Source organism: Rhodococcus sp. IEGM 1330 (genome assembly GCF_033142445.1).
Lineage (GTDB): Bacteria > Actinomycetota > Actinomycetes > Mycobacteriales > Mycobacteriaceae > Rhodococcoides.
Map to the genome: position 1 here is coordinate 86,433 of NZ_JAWLSB010000002.1, position 18,635 is coordinate 105,067.

The window sequence follows — 18,635 nt, forward strand, 5'->3', positions numbered from 1 at the left end:
CAGACGTAGGGCAAGGGGTGGGCATGACGGATCCGTACGAGGAACTCGCAGCGACGATCGACAACTTGGTCACCAGTACATTCGTGACGCCTATGGGTCCCGAATTTCTCGACTCCGTTCTCGAAGCGGCATTCGAGAAGGCGAACGTGGCAATCGACTATCGCGGCGAGTTCGAGCCGACCGAAGTGGTCATCACCGAGGCGTTCGAGGTGATGCCGCACGAGCAGATCGCGGCCATGGTCGGATCGCTGGGAACCGCCACCATCGTGAACTCGTCCAAGAACTGGAACGACTTGTCCGCTGCCGCAACCACCGGATCCGACGGCTTCCGTTCCGGCATAGAGGCGGCCATGACGTCGGGCTGGTCGGGACCGACAGCCGACGCCGTCCGCGGCGGTGTGGGCAACTACGTCTCGTCTGCGACCGCGCTGTCCACCTCGATGAGCTTGATCAGCAACAAATTGCTCGAGGCGCACTCCGGTTTCACGCAGACGCAGTCGAGGATGCCACCGGTGGTTGCGGCCGGAAGCAGCATGATCGATGCCCTTCTGCCCATTCCCTTCGCCGCGAAGGATGCAGTGTCGGCCCGAGAGGAGCAGCAGGAAGAAGCACGCCGAATCATGCGCTCGGTCTACGTACCAGGGGTATTGCAGTCCGATTCTCAGGTACCGGTGCTACCGGCGGCGCACAACCCGATCGCTGATGGTGACGGTTCCAGCGGAGGCTGGGGACTCGGAAACTCCGCCGGGGGCGGAGGTGGCGGTGTCTGGTCGACCTCCGGCAACAGTGGAGCGGACGGGGCGGATTCGGCGGCCCGAACGGCTGCAACACAGGCGCAACCCGGCGGCCCCGAGGCTGCCGAAGCGGGTCGGACCGGTACTCCGGCGGAGCAGTCCGGGTCCGGCGGTCCGGGTTCCCTGCCTCCGGCCGACAACTCCGGTGAAACTCGTGCCGCATCGGCCACTGGGCCCGGCGCTTCCGGCGGTGGTGCGGGTCCCGGGGTCGGCGCAGGTCCCGGCGGCGGCTACGGCGGAACAGGACCGGGCAGCAGCGGCTTCACAGGATCCACTGGTTCGGGCTACGGCGGCGGTGCTGGATACGCAGGCGGTTCCGGTGCAGGATCGGGTTACGGCGGCTCGGTTCTCGGCCCTCCGATCGGCGGCGGGGCGGGCGGCGGCGGGGCGGGCGGTACCGGCGGTCCGGGCAGCGCAGCTGCGGCGTCGGCCGGCCGCGCGGGAGCGCACGGAATGCCGGGAATGGGTGCCATGGGCGGAGCAGGCGCACGGGGAGCCGGAGACAACGACCGCGAACACGCGACTCCCGGTTACCTGGTCGACGTGAGCAACGGCAGCGAACTGATCGGCGATCTGCCTCTGGTTGCACCTCCGGTACTCGGCGGCTGACGATGACGACCTGGACTATGCCCGGCCTCGATTTCATGATGCTGTGCAGTCGATTCGGACGCGATCGACTGCCGTACCCCCTGGCGGTCACCATCGACGTCGATACCGTGGACGAACTCCGACAACTGCGGCGGGAGGCGTCGGCGAGGATCGACGCGATGATGGACGAGAAGCTCGGCGCAGCTGTTCGGACCGTCGTCGACCCGATCGTTCGCATCGAATGCCGTGGCGAGACAACCGATTCCCGCTACGGAATCAAGCGCAGCCACGCAGCGATTCGCCACGACATCGCCGCGGTGCTCACCCAGCAACCGGGGCCCGACGCCTCCGCCGGCGGTGCCGTCACCATCGAACTGACCGGCCCGGCCCATGCCCCCGCCGTAGTTCTCGGATCCGTGCCGAATATCGCTGCAGGCCACCGACCGGCCGAGAGACTCGAACGCGCTGATGCTGCAGCGACATCGGGTGGCACGCATCTGTCCACCGCAACCCGAGGGGCTACGGCGGACGAGCAGTTTCGGTCGTACTTCGACCGCCCACGGTCTGCAGTCGGCGAGATCATCGTCGCGCGCGGGATGACCTACGACAACCGTCGCGACACCGATGCCGTCTCGTTCTTCTGGATGGACTTCGAACGGGACGGCCGGTACATCGTGCACTCCGCAGAGTCGATCCACATCGCGCCCGCCGATACTGCCGGCCTGGCGTCGGAGATCGGACGGCACGTGGCGGTCGCGCTGAGGCGGTGATGCCGGCCTGCCCTTGACACCGTATCGATTTTCGATAGGTTATCGATATTCGTTGTTATCGACTATCGATATGGAGGCGTCGACATGGCATACGGACTGGGCTCGGCACGGGCCAACAAATGGGCGATGGCGTTCTACGCGGCACTGGCCGTGGGATGGTCCGGATGGAAAATGTGGAAATACCACTCGTCGGACTACGTCCTCGCGCCTCTGGAACCGAGGCGTGGCACTCCACCCGCCGAACTGTTCGGCGGCCAGTTGCAGCCGGGCAACTCGATCGAGCTCAGCGTTCCCAAAGCCGACCTGAGCAGGCTATTGGGCCTCATCGACGTCCTGCGGTATAGCTCCATCGTTGTCGGGATGGTCATCATTCTGGTGGGGCTGCTGTTCGTCTACCGATTCTGCGACCGCGTCATCGTCGGCAACCCGTTCACCAACGCCGCCCGCACCGACGTGGTGATGATCAGCGTCTGCATCGCCGTCTACCCCGCCATCACCGGTTTCCTGAACTTGCTCGGGACCAACAGTGTCGTGGGAGCCCTCGACCTCAGCGAGATCGTAGATACCAGCCGATCCGCCAACGGCCTCTACGCAGCAGTGGTCATCGCAGTGTTCCTCCAGTTCGTCTACGCCACCATCACTCAAGGGACCAAGCTCGCTCGCGATTCCGAGGGCCTGGTCTGATGGCGGAAGAATCCGTCGACCACCTCGTCGTCTGCCATCTGGGCGAGATTCTCGACGCCCGCGGCATGACGCTCGCCGAGCTCTCGCGTCTCGCCGGGGTCAGTGTCGTCAATCTGTCGGTGCTCAAGAACGACCGCGCCAAGGCCATCCGATTCTCGACACTCACCGCCGTGTGCCGCGTCCTCGGCTGCACACCCGGCGACCTGTTCACCCTGCGCCAGATCTGACGGGTGCCGAATCGCAGACACACCAGTCGGACAAATCGAACAAGTACATTGGATGACGGTAACCAGCACTACGAGAGAGAGTCCATCACATTGTCTGCTCCGGCCGGTCAACCGTTGTCCAAGGGTCAGAACGGCCCCCTCACCGTCGGTGACGTCGTCGTCTCCATCGCATTGGCCGTACCCGCGGACCTGTCCGCGCTACTGGTCACCGACGCCGGAAAAGTCCGCACCGACGCCGATTTCGTGTTCTTCAACCAGCCCACCGGCCCCGGCGTACGCCTCGAGCCAGGCCAGGGCGGACCGGCGCGGCTCGCCGTGTCGCTCGCTGCAATTCCCGCCGATATCGAGCAGATCCGCGCTGTCATCACCCTCGACGACGCGTCGAGCAACTTCGGTCGATCCGCCGCTCCCGTCGCGCGAGTGAGCGACGCGACCGGAAATGTGTTGTACGAGTACACAATCGATGGCTTGAGCTCGGAGTCGATCGTGATCGCGCTGGAGATCTACCGCCGTCAGGGAAGTTGGAAGGTCCGAGCCGTCGGGCAGGGTTACGCGGGTGGGTTCGCCGCGCTGGTGACCGACCACGGTGTGTCCGTGGACGACGCCCCTGCTCCCGCACCGACACCTCCTCCCGCTCCCGCCACTTCGCCGCCGCCCGCTGCGCCGCCGGCACCACCCGCCGCCCCGGTCTCCACCGAGGCTCCGGAAGTCAGCCTCACCAAGGCCAAGCCCGTCAGCCTCACGAAGGGCCAGAAGGTCACCCTCCGCAAGGACGGCGGCGTGGCTCTGACGGTTATCCGCATGGGCCTCGGCTGGGACCCGGTGACCACTCCGAAGAAGGGCGGACTGTTCGGCGGCGGAGGCCGAGCCGCGAACATCGACCTGGACGCGTCGGCGATCATGCTCGCCGACCGCAACGTCAACGATGTCGTCTACTACGGGCAGCTCAAGGCCAAGGACGGCTCGATCGTGCACCAGGGCGACAACCTCACCGGCGAGGGCGAGGGCGACGACGAGGTGATCGTGGTCGACCTGACGCGCGTACCCAAGCACGTGACCGGCATCGTCTTCACCGTCACCTCGTACCGCGGTCAGACGTTCGAGCAGGTCGCGAATGCATTCTGCCGTCTGGTCGACAACACCACCAACACCGAACTGGCCCGCTTCACTCTCCAGGGCGGCATGCCGTTCACCGGTCTGGTGATGGCGAAGGTGTATCGCCAGGGCAGTGAATGGAAGCTCCAGGCCATCGGCGACGGTATCCAGGCCAAGCACGCCGGTGAAGCCGTCAAACAGCTCGGCCGCTATATGTGACCGGTCGCCGGGCGGTCCGATCCGACGCGGTCCGATCTGCAGCGCCGTCGAGCACGCCACCGAGCGGGTCGACGGCGCTGCCGTTTCGAATCAGGTCCTCTGCCGGGCGGTAGATCTGCCGAACGATCAACGCGCACAATCCGATCACGGCGACATCGCGCACCACGACGGTCGCGGTGAACCACTGCTCGGGTAGTCCCTTGTTTTCCACACCCAGGTAGTAGTACATCCGCGGGAACCAGACGAACGCGTCGATCGTCATCCACGCCAACAGAATTCGACGATGCGGCAGCGCCAGTACGGCCAACGGAACCAGCCACAGCGAATACTGCGGGCTCCACACCTTGTTGGTGAGCAGGAACCCGGCCACCACCAGGAAGACCAGTTGCGCGAGCCGCGGCCGCGTCGGTGCCGTCGTGCCGATATAGGCGATCAGCGCACACACGATGGCGAACAACACGAGCGTCACGGCATTGAGAACCAACGGTTTGTCGCCCGGGTAGAGGGGGCCGTCGAAGCCGGTCCAGCCGGTGAACGAGGTGACGACGTTGTACAGCGAATCCGGGTCGGCACCGCGCTCGGAATTGAGCCGGAAGAATTCGTACCACCCCGACGGATACAGCAGCGCGAGAGGAAGATTGACCGCCAGCCAGGCACCGATCGCCGCGCAGGCGGTGATGCCCCACTCACGCATCTTTCCGGTGCGCCAGCACAGCACCAGCAGTGGCCCGAGGAACAGCAGGGGATAGAGCTTGGTGGCACCGCCGAGACCGATCAGAACTCCGGCCAGAACCGGCCGCTTCTTGGCCCACGCCAGCAACCCGGTGAGCGCGAAAGCCGTTGCGAGAGCATCGAAATTGGTGAATCCATGCACGATCACCAGCGGCGAGGCCGCCACGAGGGCGGCATCCCAGATACGGCGTCCGGCAGCGATGGCGGTGGCCCACACGGTGACCAACCAGGCGACGGCCAATCCCAGGGCAACCACGTTGAAGTAGACGACGACCGGCAGCGCCTGCGGCAGGAAACTCAGCGAGTTCCAGGCCTTTCCGACGACCATCGAGCCGTACTGGTACAGCCCCGCGAGCACCGGGTACTCCATGTACCGAATCTGACTCGACCCGTCGGCCTTGGTTTCTTCCCAGGACTTCTTGTACGGGAACGCACCTTGGTCGAGTCGCTCCGCCCCGTAGAGCGGCACGGTGTCGGAATAGCACATCGCCACGTACTGGCGACTGCCACTCCAATCGAGTCCGAGCTCACCGCCCGGCCCCACCGGTGCCTGCTGGATACAGGCGGCCTTGGCGAACCAACCGAAGCTCAGGAAGATCACCGCCAGCAGCAGAACGACCCGTAGCGCGGTGAACCAGCGCTGCCGACCGATCAGCGCGTGCTTCCCGACCGGACCGCCGATGACCGAGGACAGTTCCTCGGTCATCGGATCGGTACGACTGGGTAAATCGCGGCCCGCTGCGCTCCTGGGTAAATCGCGGCCCGCAGCGCTCGCCGGGTCGAGGCGACCGGGGCTCGCCACTGCTCGACCCTTGCGGTCGGGTTCGGTCGTCACCGCTGGCGTCGTTACTGCCCGGGCGTTGCCGGTTCGGGCGCTGCCGGTTCGGGTGCCGCCGGTTCAGGTGCCGCGGGCTGCGCCGGTGCCAGTCCGGGCAGCGGGATGGTCACACCGGGCAGAATCTCGACCTGCCGCGGAGTGATGACGACCGGCGGCGAGATCTCCGTCGGAATCGGCAGGGTCACCTGCGGCGGGGCTGTCGACGGTGCGACCGTGGCTGTCGGCGCGGGTGCCGAGTACTGCGGCACCCCGGCCTGACCCGCAATGGCCTCGGGCGTCGGGAAGGTCTCGTTCGAGGTGCCGTCCAACGTGCCGTCCATCGTGTCTTTCCAGATGTCCGACGGTAAGCCCGATCCGTAGATCATTCCGCCGTAACTGTTCTCGAGCGGCAGACCCTGCTCGGTACCGACCCACACGGCCGTGGACAGTGACGGCGTGTAACCGACCATCCAGGCGTCCTTGTTCTGCCCGGTGTCTCCGAGCTGAGCGGTACCGGTCTTGGCCGCCGACTGGCGACCGCCGGCGAGGTTGTGACCGTTGGAGTAGCCGGCGATCGGACGCATCGCCGACGTCACGTTGTCCGCGACCGCGGCGGAGACGACCTGCTGGCCGGCCTCTGGTGCACGGTCCAGGAGCACGGTGCCGTCGGCAGTGACGACCTTCTGCACGAAGTGCGGAGTGTGATAAACCCCGGACGCCGCCAGTGTCGCGTTGGCCGAGGCCATGTCGATGACGCGAGATTGGTACTGGCCGAGCACGACGCCGTAGTTGGGGCCTGCGTTGTCGGGCTCGGTCAGGGTGGGCCCCACTCCCTCGATCTCCTGCGGGATGCCGAGCGTGTGTGCCATGTCGGCGATGGCCTGAGGGCCATTGTCCATGCTGAGCATCATCCGATAGAAGCTGGTGTTCAGTGAACGCTTCAGTGCCTCGGCGATGGTGCACGTTCCACAGGACGCGCCCTCGACGTTGCTGATCTCGATGCCGTTGACGTCGAGTTCGGAGCTGTCGTACATCTTCGAGAGCGGAATGCCCTGATCGAGCGCCGCGGCCAGACCGAACACCTTGAACGACGATCCGGTCTGCAACCCGGACTGGGCGAAGTCGAATCCTCGCCCGTCCGCACCGCCGTAATACGAGCGGACTGCGCCGGTGCGTGGATCGATCGACACCGAGGCCGTCCGCAGCTCGGACGGTTCACCCTCGAGGTTGCTGTTCGCGGCATCTACCGCAGCGGCCTGAGCCTTCGGATCGATGGTCGTCGTGATCTGCAGGCCCTCGGTGTTGAGGTCCTGATCACTGATACCCACAGCTGACAGCTCGCGCAGCACCTGGGCCTTGATCAAGCCGTCCGGCCCGGCATCCTGGGCGTCACCGGTATCGACCTGTGCGCTCGGGACCACTGCCGGGAGCATCATCGCCGCCCGCTGGGTCGCGTCGAGCTGCCCCTGGGAGACCATTCCGTCGAGCACGTAATCCCAACGAGCTTGCGCGCCGGTGGGGTTGAACTCAGGATCGAGGTTGGATGGCTGCTGGATGACCGCCGCCAGGACCGCACCCTCTTCGACGGAGAGCTGATCCACGGACTTGCCGAAATACGCCGTCGACGCGGCAGCGATGCCGTACGCACCGCGTCCGAAGTAGATGGTGTTGAGATACGCAGCGAGAATGTCGTCCTTGGACCACTGACGCGCCATCTTCGAGGAGATGACCAGCTCACGCATCTTGCGGGTCAGCGTCCGATCGTTACCGACCAACGCGTTCTTCACGTACTGCTGGGTGATGGTCGAACCGCCGCCGGCGCTGTCGCGTCCGAGCACGTTGTCACGGAGAGCTCGACCGAAGCCCGTCACCGAGAATCCGGGATTGGAGTAGAAATCGCGGTCCTCGGCCGAGAGCACAGCATTACGCACATGCTCCGGGATCTGGTCGACCGTCACGTCGGTGCGGTTGCCCTCGGGTGGCACCACCTTGCCGAGCACACTCGAGCCGTCGGCGGCGAAGATCGTGGCGACCTGGTTGGTTCTGATGTCGCCGGGACGCGGCACGTCCTCGACGGTGTACGCCACCATGAACGCCAGGATCGGCACGATCAGACCCAGGGCGATCAACGCATACATCGTGCGTCGAACGACCCGCCACTTGGACTTGGTCGTTCCGCCGGCTGCACTCCTGGACTTCTTCTTCGTTTTCGCGGCGGGACCTCTTTCGGGCGGCTCGGGCGGTTCGCTGCCCGAGGAGAGAACTGATGGATCGTTCGGTTCGTGGGGTGGTGGCACAGCGCCGGACCGAGTGACGCCCGTCGGGGCAGCGGAACGAACAGGAGGCGCGATGGGCGGCTCTCCGTACCGACGTTCGCCGTAGGGACGTTCGCCTGCGGGACGTCCACTCACCGGATCCACCGGCGACCTGCCCTGAACGGGTCGGCTCTGCGGCGGCATAGGAGGACGACCCTGCGGCGGCATCGGACGCTGACCGGGAGGAGGTCCCGGTCGCTGCCCCGGAGGAGGTCCGGGACGCTGGCCGGAAGGAGGCATCGGAGGACGACCCTGCGGAGGCATCTGACGCTGCCCTGGAGGCGGCCCGGGACGCTGACCGGGGGGAGGTCCGGGACGCTGACCGGGAGGAGGCATCGGGGGACGACCCTGCGGAGGCATCGGGCGCTGGCCTGGAGGGGGCACCGGGCGACGTCCGGGTGGATCGGAGTGTCGACTGCCGCGTGGCGGCCCGGGCACGTCGGGACGCCGTCCGGAGTCGCTACGGCCCGGTTCGTTGCTACCCGGGTTGTTGTCGTAGGGGGAACTCACGTACGAATCTCCAGTAATTTCGGCGGCCGCGTCGAATTCTCGGTTGATGGGATCAGCGGAGCGATTGTGTCACTCACTCGCTGTTCGACGGTTCGGTTGACGGGAACCCGATCGCGGACGACGGGGTTGTTTGGGCGCGGGGACGGCCCCGAGGACATAGGACTGGACGAGGTGGTTCCAACTGCACGACCTACACACCTCGACCACATGGACCGAGAACTCCTCCTCGGACGCCGCGAGGCGGACGAGTTCGTCCGCCGTTCTCGCCGACCCGGACAGTGCCCCGAGCTTCTCGCCGAACACCCAGGACACCAGCGTGAGCTGCTCCTTGCGGCAGATGGGGCACACCACATCGCTGCCACGTCCGTGGAACTTGGCAGCGCGAAGCAGGTACGGATCTGCATCACAGACCGCTGCGACACCCGTCCTTCCGGAGTAGACCTCGGCCAGCAGCGACCGACGCTGAAGGGCGTAGTCCACCACCTGTCGCTGAAGTCGCACGAGGACCAGAGTACGTGCGGCCCCTCCGATGCGGACCTGCGAACCCCGCCTGAGTCAGTACAAGACCCCATTTCGACGCCGAGAAACTATGCTCCACCTGTGCCGACACGGTCTGCCCCCTCCACGCGGGCGAGAGACGGAGATCGCACCGACGCGTGCGCCACTCTCGATCGGGCCCGCGACGACGGGCAGCTGACCGACGCCGAACACGCGGCGCGAGTGGCAGCAGCCATGAAAGCTGCCACTCTGGGAGATCTCCACCGACTGATCGAGGACCTGCAGGGCGAGACCGATCTCACGGAGATGGCGCCGTGGAAGAGCGTCACCGTGCCCGGCCGACGTGGACGCCAGCTGGGGCTGCTGACCGTGGTCGTACCGTTGATCGGTGCCGTCGTCGCCCTCGCTTTCGGCATCCGCTCCTGTGCCGTCCCCGACGATGCGCGGCACCAGTTCGGATCCGCGGGATACCTCGAACTCGACGGTCTCGAACGCGTCGTGTCGATTGCACGGGATCAGTTCGGTACGACGGTGCTCGACGACCTCAGTGTCTATCCGGACTACGCCATATACACGCGCGTCGACCCCGGGCGTCCGTTTCTCGGTGTCGACTCCATCTACCGTGACGGATCGGTGGAGGATTTCGGCAGTGCGACCGCCCGACCGGCGTCGACGCCCACAGTGGACATAGGTGCCTTGAATCTGCCTGTCGTTGCCGGTGTGATCGCCGGTGCGGGCGCGAGCCTGAACCTCACCCAGGTCGATACCATCTACCTCCTCGTGCGCGACTACGGCAGCGGCCCCGAGGTGTCGGTCTTCGCCAACAACGAGTTCGGTGAGAGCGGGCACCTCACACTCGATCTCGACGGCAACTTCACCTCCGTCAGACCATGGGATCCGGAAGGATAAGGGCCGATCATGTCGGGAAATGCGAGCAAGCGCGCGCGGGAAATCGATCGCGCCACGACGGCCACCGCGCTGGACAGGGCGTACTCCGACGGGCAGATGACGTACGAGGAACATCGACTTCGCATCGAAAGAGCGGGCGCTGCAGTCACACTCAGTGATCTTCGCGCTCTGACCGACGATCTGCAGACCGACGTCGACCTGCCCGAACCGCCGCCGCGGCACTACGAACCCAAACGTCGGTTGCTCTATGCACTTCTCGCCGTCATCGTCGTCGCCGTCGGATTGACCGTGTTTCTGCTCGACTCCCCGGCCGACGACGAGCCGATCCTGGCTGCTGTTCCCACATCGAGCCCCACATCGAGCCCGACATCTGTGGTCGAGGTTGCCGACGGTGTGACGCCGATTGTCGCGCGGCCCTTCGACTTCGATACCGCGGCCGGTCTCGACGACTTCCGACAGCAATACGTCGACCGGTACGAAACCTCGGAGGTCATCTCGGTCAGCATCCGCCTGGTCGATCAGCGGGCCGACATCTACCGCTTCGACGCCAACCGTGCCGTCGAAGACGTGAGTGTCGACGGCGGTTTCGACCCGCGGTTGTATTCGTCATCCAGCTTGGACGAGGCCGGAACATTCGAATGGATGTCCATCGACCACGCACTGGTGGCGAATCTGCTTGCCGGAGTGCCTGAGTCACTCGGTAACCCGGCGGCAGTGGTGGAGACCATCTCCATCGACAACCAGGAACGACCGGAAATCGAATTCCGCACCGCCGAAAGCGGACGCATCGTCTTCGACTTCGCCGGCAACGCGATTGCCGTCTACAAGTAACCGCCGCCGGCGTCACGATCGATCAGAGCGATGCTTCGTCGAGTTCCATGATTCGGGTTTCGGTGGATTCGATCAGGCGACGAGTTGTGTGCAGTGTCGGCAAGATCGTGGTGGCGAAGAAGTGTGCAGTGGCAACCTTGCCCTCGTAGAACGCTCGGTCGGAGTCGGACTTCGGTGTCTCGAGCGCATGCGCGGCCAAGTCTGCTTGTCGGAGCAGTTGCCAACCGATCAGGAGGTCGCCGACCGCCATCAGGAACGGGACCGAAGCGAGACCGATCTTGTACAGCGCCTCGGGGGAATCCTGAGCTGTCATCAGATATCCGGTGAGGGCACCCACCATGGCCTGCACATCCTCGAGCGCAGCTTTGAGTCGGGCGCGACCGACGTTGAGGTCCGGTCGTCCGTTCTCGTTCTCGATGAACGCGTCGATCCGGCCGGAGAGATGGGTGAGTGCGATGCCCTTGTCCCGAATGATCTTGCGGAAGAAGAAGTCCTGAGCCTGGATCGCAGTAGTGCCTTCGTACAGCGTGTCGATCTTCGCATCGCGGATGTACTGCTCGATGGGGTAGTCCCGCAGGTATCCGGAACCGCCGAAGGTCTGCAGGCTGTCGGTCAGGTATTGGTAGGCGCGTTCGGAGCCGACGCCTTTGACGATGGGCAGCAGTAGATCGTTGACGCGTGTGGCGGTGTCGGCGTCGGCACCGGATACCTGTGCGGCCAGGGTGTCGTCTTGATGAGCTGCGGTGTAGAGGTAGAGAGCACGCAAACCTTCGGTGTACGCCTTCTGTAGCATCAGTGACCGGCGGACGTCCGGGTGACGCGTGATCGGGACCCGTGGCGCGGTCTTGTCGCCGAGCGTGGCCATGTCCGAGCCCTGGACGCGCTGCTTGGCGTAGTCCAGCGCGTTGAGGTAGCCGGTCGAGAGTGTCGCAATTGCTTTGGTGCCGACGAACATTCGAGCGTACTCGATCATGTCGAACATCTGCGCAATCCCGTTGTGCACCTCGCCGACCAACCATCCTTTCGCCGGGGTTCCGTGCTGGCCGAAGGTGAGTTCGCATGTCGCCGAGGCCTTCAGCCCCATTTTGTCCTCGAGGTTGGTGACGAAGGCACCGTTGCGGTCGCCGAGTCGTTCGGTGTCGAAGTCGAAGTGGAATTTCGGCACGATGAACAACGACAGTCCCTTCGTTCCGGGTCCGCCGCCCTCCGGTCGAGCCAGAACGAGATGAACGATGTTCTCGAACAGGTCGTCGGAGTCGGCGGAGGTGATGAACCGCTTGACCCCGTCGATGTGCCAGCTGCCGTCGGGCTGCGGGTACGCGGTCGTGCGGGCCGAGCCGACGTCGGACCCTGCGTCCGGCTCGGTGAGAACCATGGTCGCGCCCCAGCCGCGCGACGCCATCGTTGTCGCCCACTTGCGTTGCTCCTCGGTAGCCAACTGGTAGAGGATGTGCGCCGAGGTGGGTCCGGCGGCGTACATGAATGCCGCCGGTTGCGCGGACAAAACCATCTCGGCCAGCGCCCACGACACGGCCCGGGGTGCGGGTGTTCCTCCGACCGCCGGATCGAGGGCGACGTAGGCCCACCCCGCATCCCAATATGCTCGGAACGACTTCTTGAATTCCTCGGGGATGGTCACCGAATGGGTGGCGGCATCGAACGTCGGCGGATTCCGGTCGGCGAAGGCGAAGGAGTCGGAAACCGGGCCGGCCGCGAGACGATGCACCTCGTCGATCATCGAACGCACCGTGTCCGTGTCCAGGTCGGACCAGACGCCCGAGTCGAACAGATCCTGCACCCTGAGGACCTCGAACAGGTTGAACTCGATGTCGCGGGGGTTGCTCTTGTAGTGGGTCATGGTCACCTTCGGTTCATGCGGACAGGCTCATGCGGATGGCTGATGGTTCGGGCTTGCCACCGGGGCAGCTCCTCGTTATTGTTTATCATACAAACAAGAAAGGGGCCACGGTGATGGATCCCAAGCCTGTGCCGGCTGCTCGCGCCACGCGCCGAGCCGGTAAGCACACTCGTCAGGTGCTGTTCGACGCCGCCACCGAGCTTTTCCTGGAGCACGGGGAGGCCGTGTCGATCGCCAGAATCTGCTCGGCCGCCGATGCCCATCCCAATCAGGTGACGTACTACTACGGCTCGAAAGAGAAGCTGTTCGTCGAGGTCGCGTGCGCTGCGATTCTGCGGGCCGGTAAGCAGGCCGAATTGGACGCGGCCGACGCCGCCACCATCGGCGACTACACGCACAAGCTGGTGGGGTCTCTTCTCGGCACGGCGTCGCCCAGCGTCGAGATCTTCGTCGAAGCCATGGTGATGACAGGCCGACGCGGCGAGCTGCGAGACCTCATCTCCACCACACTCCGAACACTCCACGCCTCAGGTGAGGCGGCCCTGCTCGGAACGTTGACGCGTACGGGCTGGCAACTTCGCGCAAGTATCGATGTCGAGGCGAAGGCGTTCTGGTCCGCGATCTTCGGGCTCGTCGTGCAGAAAACGGCCACCGGTGAGAGCTTCGGATACTCGCTCGAAGAGGCAGTGGCAGTCATTTTCGCCACGCTTCGGATTCCCGACGCGGTCCTCAACCAGTCGATGAACTGACGCTGCGCACCGCAACACCCACGGCTCTTCGGAGCGCCTCTTCTGCACCCGAAGGGAACTGACATGAGCAGAACCATCGAGGAGCCGGTCACCCACCCGGCTCCGCACCACACACATACCGTCAGCAATCAGCCGGCGCCGCGGACCGACATCAACGAATTTCTCGCGGACACCGCACTCGTCGAGGGAGTCCGACGCCATGACGCGGCCTGGGCCACCGACGAACTCACCGACGTCGGAGAGCTGGTCGGTAGCAACGATTTTCAGCACGACGCCGAACTTGCCAATACCATCGTCCCCGAGTTCCGCCCCTTCGATCGCTGGGGCAATCGCGTCGACGAGGTCGAATACCATCCCGCCTATCACCGCATCATCTCGGCGGCGGTAGCGCACGGAGCTCACACCTCGGCGTGGGCGGACCCGAAACCAGGGGCCAATGTGGCACGGGCCGCTGCGTTCATGCTGTTCTCACAAGTCGAACCCGGTCACGCCTGCCCGATCTCCATGACTCACGCCGTCATCCCGTCTCTGGAACTACAGCCGGACGTTGCGGCCCACTGGGTTCCCAGGGCACTGTCGCGCAGTTACAGCGGCACATTGGACCTACCCGGGAAAGGCTCCGCTCTGTTCGGTATGTCGATGACCGAAAAGCAAGGGGGGTCGGACGTTCGAGCCAACACCACCGTTGCCGCGCCCGCCGGACGCGGAGGTCCGGGTGCCGATTACCTGCTCACCGGCCACAAGTGGTTCTGTTCGGCACCGATGTCCGATGCGTTCCTCGTTCTGGCTCAGGCGGAAGGTGCTGCGGGAACCGGTCTTTCGTGCTTCTTGCTCCCTCGGATCCTGCCCGACGGTGAACGCAACACCTTCCGAATTCAACGGTTGAAGAACAAGCTCGGCAACAAGTCCAACGCGTCGTCGGAGATCGAGCTCGACGGCTCGGTCGCCGTGATGATCGGTGAACCCGGGCGCGGTGTGCGCACCATCATCGAGATGGTCTCGCAGACTCGCCTCGACTGCATCTTGGGCAGTGCAGCCGGGATGCGTCAGTCCGTGGCCGAAGCGCTCTGGCATGCCCGGCACCGAAGCGCATTCGGCACAGTCCTCGCCGACCAGCCGGCCATGAAGTCGGTGCTGACAGACCTGGCCCTCGAATCCGAGGCCGCGACGATCACCGCGCTGCGTCTCGCGCGCGCTCAGGACATCGATGCCGACGACCACGAGAAGTCGTTCCGACGGCTCGCCACCGCGGTCGCGAAGTACTGGATCTGCAAACGCGGGCCGCACCACGCCTACGAGGCTCTGGAATGCCTCGGGGCCAACGGATACACAGAGGATTTCCCGATGGCTCGTCGGTACCGCGAACAGCCGGTCATGGCCATCTGGGAAGGATCGGGCAATGTCATTGCGCTGGACGTGTTGCGAGCGATGACCCGTGAACCCGATTCCGTCGTCGCCTTCGACCACGAGGTGAATCTCGCACGCGGCGGCAACGCGCTTCTCGACCGGCACCTCGACGCGGTTCGGCAGCAGGTGAGCGAGATGGCCGCGTTGGATCCGGTGGATGTGCAGCTTCGTGCCCGCACCGTCGTCGAAGCCATGGCGCTCGCTCTGCAAGCGTCGCTGATGGTTCGTCACGCGCCCAGTGCGTCGTCGGATGCATTCATCGCCGGACGGCTCGGACGAGATCGCGGACACGAGTACGGAACTCTGCCCATCGGTACCGGATTCGACAAGATTCTCACCCGAGCGTGACGACTCCCTCGCCGAACGGGAAGTCCATGTCGTCACCACTGCTCACACGCGTCGCAGTAGCGTTCAGGGCGGTTTCGACGTTCCCGTCAGTACGGTGAACCGCGAGGACGATGCAGTGCCTTTCGTCTGGGCCTCACTCGACAACGCGATGGTGGCCGGTGTGCTGGCTGGAGTGCCGGAGACGATGGGCGTACCCGATGCCACGGGCGAGTACGTGGATTTCCGTGTATCCGGTGTACCGCAGATCGGCGTGTGGCAGGGAACGGTGAGAGTCACTGCGACGGTGTGGGTCAGAAGCGCTGGACGAACTGCCGCACGGTAGGACCCATCATCCGACCGCCCTACACTCGATCGCATGTTCGCCACATCGGGAATCCACGTGCGGCCCCGACGGGACGGCGACCTGAGCACCCTCCTACTCATCCTGCAACGTTCGCACGAAACACAGCGCTACCCCGTGCGCGCAGCGGCGGTGCGAGCCGACTGGCTTGCCGCACCGAACGAACTCGCAGCCTGGGTCGCCGAGCACGACGACGCCGTCGTCGGACATATCGCGCTGCATCCGACGGCATCAGCGGAACAGGACCCCGGTGCGGACGATGCGAGCGCGCAGTGGCAGCGAGCAACGGGGGTCGCTGCCGATCGACTCGCTGTCGTGTCGCGCTTGGTAACCGACGGCTCCGTACCGGGCAGCGGAACGACGTTGCTCGCACGCGCAGTGAATGCTGCACGGGACGCGGGCCGGGCACCGGTGCTGCTCGTCGATCCGAGTAGCGCCGCCCTCGGCTTCTACCGCAGGCGAGGCTGGCACCGAATCGGGACGGCTGCGCAGCAGTGGGGCGAGTACCGAGTGGACGCGGTGCTCATGGTGGCACCGGTTCGCTGAACCGATCATCCGTCTGCGTCGCGGTGCAGGCCCATCCACGTTTGCCCGCGCTCGATCACGCGAACAGAGCGAAGACGGCACACAACACTGCACCACAGAGACGTACGCGGTCTGCTGATCGCAGCCGACTCATCAAGTGTCCGTTTCGTCCCGTACGCCCTAGTTTGCCATGGACGGGAGCAGCCACGAATGCAGTCGCGAGCGCGGAGATCACTGCGCCGGCAACGCTGATCAGGACAACAAGGTGGGTTGAACCGGACGCCAATACCCACAGACACGCAGCAGCGAGCAGTCCATAGACCGGCCCGACGATGAGGGTGATCCGCCGCGAGTGGGCGTCGTGAGCACGCGGCCAGTCGTCGTCTGGCACCTCCGCCAGCGCCGGGTAGACGACGGCGGTCACCACCAGCTGAAAGCCCAGGTGGAGGGCGGCAGCGGCGGCGAGAGCGTCGACCGGGGTCATGCGTCGGAGGATACGTTCATGGATTTGTTTGCCGTCGATCGATGTCGTCACGCGGTCGTGGCGTCGACCGCCTGTGCTTACAGAACAACAACTCGTTCAGACGGATCCCGCCAACCGGTCTGCTCGGGATCGGTGACCGATACACGGCACCGAGTTGTCAGAATATGTATCGGCGCGATACATTCTTCGATAGTGCAGTGGATCGCATCGCCGTGTCGTGATTACTTGAATGGAGAAGGGAGACTTGCATGCTCGAGCTCGCAATTCTCGGTTTGCTTCTCCAATCGCCCATGCACGGCTACGAGCTCCGCAAGCGGCTGACCGGCCTACTCGGAGCTTTCAGAGCGTTTTCGTACGGATCGCTGTACCCGGCACTTCGGCGACTTCAAGCCGACGGCCTCATCGCTGAGGACGCCGGGCCCGAACTGCTCGTGAAGAGACGAGCAAAACGGGTGTACGAGCTCACCCCACTCGGCAGGGAGCGATTTGCCGAACTGGTGGCCGACACCGGACCGCAGAACTACACCGACGACGGATTCGGCGTACATCTTGCCTTCTTCAGTCGGACCCCCGCGGAAGCTCGAGTCCGCATTCTCGAAGGCAGACGTCGCCAGGTCGAGGAGCGCCGAGAAGGCCTCCGCGACGCTGTGGCCAAGGCGAACGGGACACTCGACCGCTACACCAGGCAGCTACACCAGCTCGGTCTCGAATCGAGCGAACGCGAGGTGCGCTGGCTCAACGAGGTCATCGCAGCCGAGCAGGCCGACCCCAACCCAGCACCGTCCAACACAGCATCAAACAGGACAGTCAAGACAGAAGGAGAACCCGACCATGGGTGAGAACAACAACGCAATCCGCGTGGCCATCGTGGGTGTGGGCAACTGCGCCTCATCCCTGGTCCAGGGTGTCGAGTACTACAAGGACGCGGACGAGAACGCCACCGTCCCCGGCCTCATGCACGTCATGTTCGGCAAGTACCACGTCCGCGACGTCGAGTTCGTCGCCGCGTTCGACGTGGACGCCAAGAAGGTCGGCTTCGATCTCTCCGAGGCCATCTTCTCCAGCGAGAACAACACCATCAAGATCGCCGACGTACCCCCGAAGGACGTCCACGTCCTGCGCGGACCGACCCTCGACGGCCTCGGCAAGTACTACCGCGAGACCATCACCGAAGCCGACGGCGAAGCAGTCGATGTGGCGCAGGCCCTGCGCGACGCCAAGGTGGACGTGCTCGTGTCCTACCTGCCCGTCGGATCCGAAGAAGCCGACAAGTTCTACGCACAGGCATCCATCGACGCAGGCGTCGCCTTCGTCAACGCGCTGCCCGTCTTCATCGCATCCGATCCCGTCTGGGCCAAGAAGTTCGAGGACGCAGGCGTCCCCATCGTCGGCGACGACATCAAGAGCCAGGTCGGTGCCACCATCACCCACCGCGTCATGGCGAAGCTCTTCGAAGACCGCGGCGTGCAGCTCGACCGCACCATGCAGCTCAACGTCGGCGGCAACATGGACTTCCTCAACATGCTCGAGCGCACCCGCCTCGAGTCGAAGAAGATCTCCAAGACCCAGGCCGTGACGTCGAACCTGCAGAAGGAATTCAACGCCAAGGACGTCCACATCGGACCGTCCGACCACGTCGGCTGGCTCGACGACCGCAAGTGGGCCTACGTCCGCCTCGAAGGCCGCGCCTTCGGTGACGTTCCCCTCAACCTCGAGTACAAGCTCGAAGTATGGGACTCGCCCAACTCCGCAGGCGTCATCATCGACGCAGTCCGCGCCGCCAAGATCGCGGCCGACCGCGGCATCGGTGGACCGGTCATCCCGGCTTCCGCCTACCTGATGAAGAGCCCGCCGAAGCAACTCGCAGACGACGTCGCTCGCGAACAACTCGAAGCGTTCATCATCGACGCATAGTGCCTGCGGCGGTGGTGCGAA

General features: G+C 64.8%; 18 protein-coding genes. 13 read left to right on the forward strand and 5 right to left on the reverse strand.

The features are described 5' to 3' along the window. The first annotated feature begins 23 nt into the window (after positions 1–23). The 5 genes from R4P57_RS05280 (at position 24) to R4P57_RS05300 (ending at position 4,377) form a co-directional block, all read left to right on the forward strand. Positions 24–1,403 carry a PPE domain-containing protein gene (locus tag R4P57_RS05280; protein ID WP_317801818.1) on the forward strand — a complete coding sequence of 460 codons (1,380 nt, stop codon included), beginning with the start codon at positions 24–26 and terminating at the stop codon, positions 1,401–1,403. A 2-nt stretch (positions 1,404–1,405) separates the two neighbouring features. Further along, a complete protein-coding gene (locus R4P57_RS05285; protein WP_317801819.1) occupies positions 1,406–2,152 on the forward strand; it encodes an ESX secretion-associated protein EspG in 747 nt (248 codons plus the stop codon). Positions 2,153–2,236: 84 nt separating this feature from the next. Next, on the forward strand, positions 2,237–2,836 hold the full coding sequence (locus tag R4P57_RS05290) for a hypothetical protein (RefSeq protein ID WP_317801820.1): 600 nt from the start codon (positions 2,237–2,239) through the stop codon (positions 2,834–2,836). After that, positions 2,836–3,063, forward strand: coding sequence for a helix-turn-helix transcriptional regulator (locus tag R4P57_RS05295; protein ID WP_317801821.1), 228 nt, complete (start codon positions 2,836–2,838; stop codon positions 3,061–3,063). The genes R4P57_RS05290 and R4P57_RS05295 overlap by 1 nt, the downstream gene beginning before the upstream one ends. A gap of 90 nt (positions 3,064–3,153) precedes the next feature. Continuing rightward, positions 3,154–4,377: a TerD family protein gene (locus tag R4P57_RS05300; RefSeq protein ID WP_317801822.1), complete on the forward strand. Its 1,224-nt coding sequence runs from the start codon at positions 3,154–3,156 to the stop codon at positions 4,375–4,377. Here the strand turns inward: R4P57_RS05300 and R4P57_RS05305 are convergent. The 3 genes from R4P57_RS05305 to R4P57_RS05315 form a co-directional block, all read right to left on the reverse strand. Continuing rightward, the gene (locus R4P57_RS05305) at positions 4,352–5,815 is read right to left on the reverse strand and encodes a glycosyltransferase family 87 protein (protein WP_317802304.1); all 1,464 of its coding nucleotides are present in this window, start codon (positions 5,813–5,815) and stop codon (positions 4,352–4,354) included. The two genes, R4P57_RS05300 and R4P57_RS05305, sit on opposite strands and share 26 nt — an antisense overlap. 140 nt (positions 5,816–5,955) lie before the next feature. Further along, the gene (locus R4P57_RS05310) at positions 5,956–8,505 is read right to left on the reverse strand and encodes a transglycosylase domain-containing protein (RefSeq protein ID WP_411742306.1); all 2,550 of its coding nucleotides are present in this window, start codon (positions 8,503–8,505) and stop codon (positions 5,956–5,958) included. Between the two features lie 315 nt (positions 8,506–8,820). Then, a complete protein-coding gene (locus R4P57_RS05315) occupies positions 8,821–9,252 on the reverse strand; it encodes a DUF5318 domain-containing protein (RefSeq protein WP_317801823.1) in 432 nt (143 codons plus the stop codon). A gap of 99 nt (positions 9,253–9,351) precedes the next feature. Between R4P57_RS05315 and R4P57_RS05320 the strand changes: the two genes are divergently transcribed. Then, entirely contained in the window at positions 9,352–10,158 is an 807-nt protein-coding gene (locus tag R4P57_RS05320) for a DUF1707 domain-containing protein (protein ID WP_317801824.1), read from the forward strand. 9 nt (positions 10,159–10,167) lie between these two features. After that, positions 10,168–10,989 carry a DUF1707 domain-containing protein gene (locus R4P57_RS05325; RefSeq protein WP_317801825.1) on the forward strand — a complete coding sequence of 274 codons (822 nt, stop codon included), beginning with the start codon at positions 10,168–10,170 and terminating at the stop codon, positions 10,987–10,989. Between the two features lie 22 nt (positions 10,990–11,011). Here R4P57_RS05325 and R4P57_RS05330 read toward each other — a convergent pair whose 3' ends face one another. Continuing rightward, entirely contained in the window at positions 11,012–12,847 is a 1,836-nt protein-coding gene (locus R4P57_RS05330) for an acyl-CoA dehydrogenase (RefSeq protein WP_317801826.1), read from the reverse strand. Positions 12,848–12,960: 113 nt separating this feature from the next. Here R4P57_RS05330 and R4P57_RS05335 point away from each other — a divergent pair, with 113 nt between their 5' ends. The 4 genes from R4P57_RS05335 (at position 12,961) to R4P57_RS05350 (ending at position 16,237) form a co-directional block, all read left to right on the forward strand. Next, positions 12,961–13,596 (forward strand): TetR/AcrR family transcriptional regulator C-terminal domain-containing protein, encoded by a 636-nt coding sequence (locus R4P57_RS05335; protein WP_283273675.1) that lies wholly within the window; start codon positions 12,961–12,963, stop codon positions 13,594–13,596. 63 nt (positions 13,597–13,659) lie between these two features. Then, on the forward strand, positions 13,660–15,351 hold the full coding sequence (locus R4P57_RS05340) for an acyl-CoA dehydrogenase family protein (RefSeq protein WP_317801827.1): 1,692 nt from the start codon (positions 13,660–13,662) through the stop codon (positions 15,349–15,351). 94 nt (positions 15,352–15,445) lie between these two features. Beyond that, a complete protein-coding gene (locus tag R4P57_RS05345; protein ID WP_317801828.1) occupies positions 15,446–15,673 on the forward strand; it encodes a hypothetical protein in 228 nt (75 codons plus the stop codon). A 33-nt stretch (positions 15,674–15,706) separates the two neighbouring features. After that, positions 15,707–16,237, forward strand: a complete 531-nt coding sequence (locus R4P57_RS05350) for a GNAT family N-acetyltransferase (protein ID WP_317801829.1) — start codon at positions 15,707–15,709, stop codon at positions 16,235–16,237. Positions 16,238–16,292: 55 nt separating this feature from the next. On the opposite strand, the gene R4P57_RS05355 is transcribed toward R4P57_RS05350, so the two are convergent. Continuing rightward, positions 16,293–16,700, reverse strand: a complete 408-nt coding sequence (locus tag R4P57_RS05355) for a hypothetical protein (protein ID WP_317801830.1) — start codon at positions 16,698–16,700, stop codon at positions 16,293–16,295. Positions 16,701–16,948: 248 nt separating this feature from the next. Between R4P57_RS05355 and R4P57_RS05360 the strand changes: the two genes are divergently transcribed. Both R4P57_RS05360 and R4P57_RS05365 read left to right on the forward strand, forming a co-directional pair. Beyond that, positions 16,949–17,539 carry a PadR family transcriptional regulator gene (locus tag R4P57_RS05360; RefSeq protein ID WP_317801831.1) on the forward strand — a complete coding sequence of 197 codons (591 nt, stop codon included), beginning with the start codon at positions 16,949–16,951 and terminating at the stop codon, positions 17,537–17,539. Next, the gene (locus tag R4P57_RS05365) at positions 17,532–18,614 is read left to right on the forward strand and encodes an inositol-3-phosphate synthase (protein WP_317801832.1); all 1,083 of its coding nucleotides are present in this window, start codon (positions 17,532–17,534) and stop codon (positions 18,612–18,614) included. Before R4P57_RS05360 ends, R4P57_RS05365 begins: the two co-directional genes overlap by 8 nt. Positions 18,615–18,635: the final 21 nt, after the last annotated feature.

Excerpts from the sequence above, each read along its gene's own strand:
- R4P57_RS05280 (WP_317801818.1), top strand. The coding sequence starts at position 24 with ATGACGGATCCGTACGAGGAACTCGCAGCGACGATCGACAACTTGGTC.
- R4P57_RS05285 (WP_317801819.1), top strand. The coding sequence starts at position 1,406 with ATGACGACCTGGACTATGCCCGGCCTCGATTTCATGATGCTGTGCAGT.
- R4P57_RS05290 (WP_317801820.1), top strand. The coding sequence starts at position 2,237 with ATGGCATACGGACTGGGCTCGGCACGGGCCAACAAATGGGCGATGGCG.
- R4P57_RS05295 (WP_317801821.1), top strand. The coding sequence starts at position 2,836 with ATGGCGGAAGAATCCGTCGACCACCTCGTCGTCTGCCATCTGGGCGAG.
- R4P57_RS05305 (WP_317802304.1), bottom strand. The coding sequence starts at position 5,815 with ATGACCGAGGAACTGTCCTCGGTCATCGGCGGTCCGGTCGGGAAGCAC.
- R4P57_RS05310 (WP_411742306.1), bottom strand. The coding sequence starts at position 8,505 with ATGCCTCCGCAGGGTCGTCCTCCGATGCCTCCTTCCGGCCAGCGTCCC.
- R4P57_RS05325 (WP_317801825.1), top strand. The coding sequence starts at position 10,168 with ATGTCGGGAAATGCGAGCAAGCGCGCGCGGGAAATCGATCGCGCCACG.
- R4P57_RS05330 (WP_317801826.1), bottom strand. The coding sequence starts at position 12,847 with ATGACCCACTACAAGAGCAACCCCCGCGACATCGAGTTCAACCTGTTC.
- R4P57_RS05335 (WP_283273675.1), top strand. The coding sequence starts at position 12,961 with ATGGATCCCAAGCCTGTGCCGGCTGCTCGCGCCACGCGCCGAGCCGGT.
- R4P57_RS05340 (WP_317801827.1), top strand. The coding sequence starts at position 13,660 with ATGAGCAGAACCATCGAGGAGCCGGTCACCCACCCGGCTCCGCACCAC.
- R4P57_RS05350 (WP_317801829.1), top strand. The coding sequence starts at position 15,707 with ATGTTCGCCACATCGGGAATCCACGTGCGGCCCCGACGGGACGGCGAC.
- R4P57_RS05355 (WP_317801830.1), bottom strand. The coding sequence starts at position 16,700 with ATGACCCCGGTCGACGCTCTCGCCGCCGCTGCCGCCCTCCACCTGGGC.
- R4P57_RS05360 (WP_317801831.1), top strand. The coding sequence starts at position 16,949 with ATGCTCGAGCTCGCAATTCTCGGTTTGCTTCTCCAATCGCCCATGCAC.
- R4P57_RS05365 (WP_317801832.1), top strand. The coding sequence starts at position 17,532 with ATGGGTGAGAACAACAACGCAATCCGCGTGGCCATCGTGGGTGTGGGC.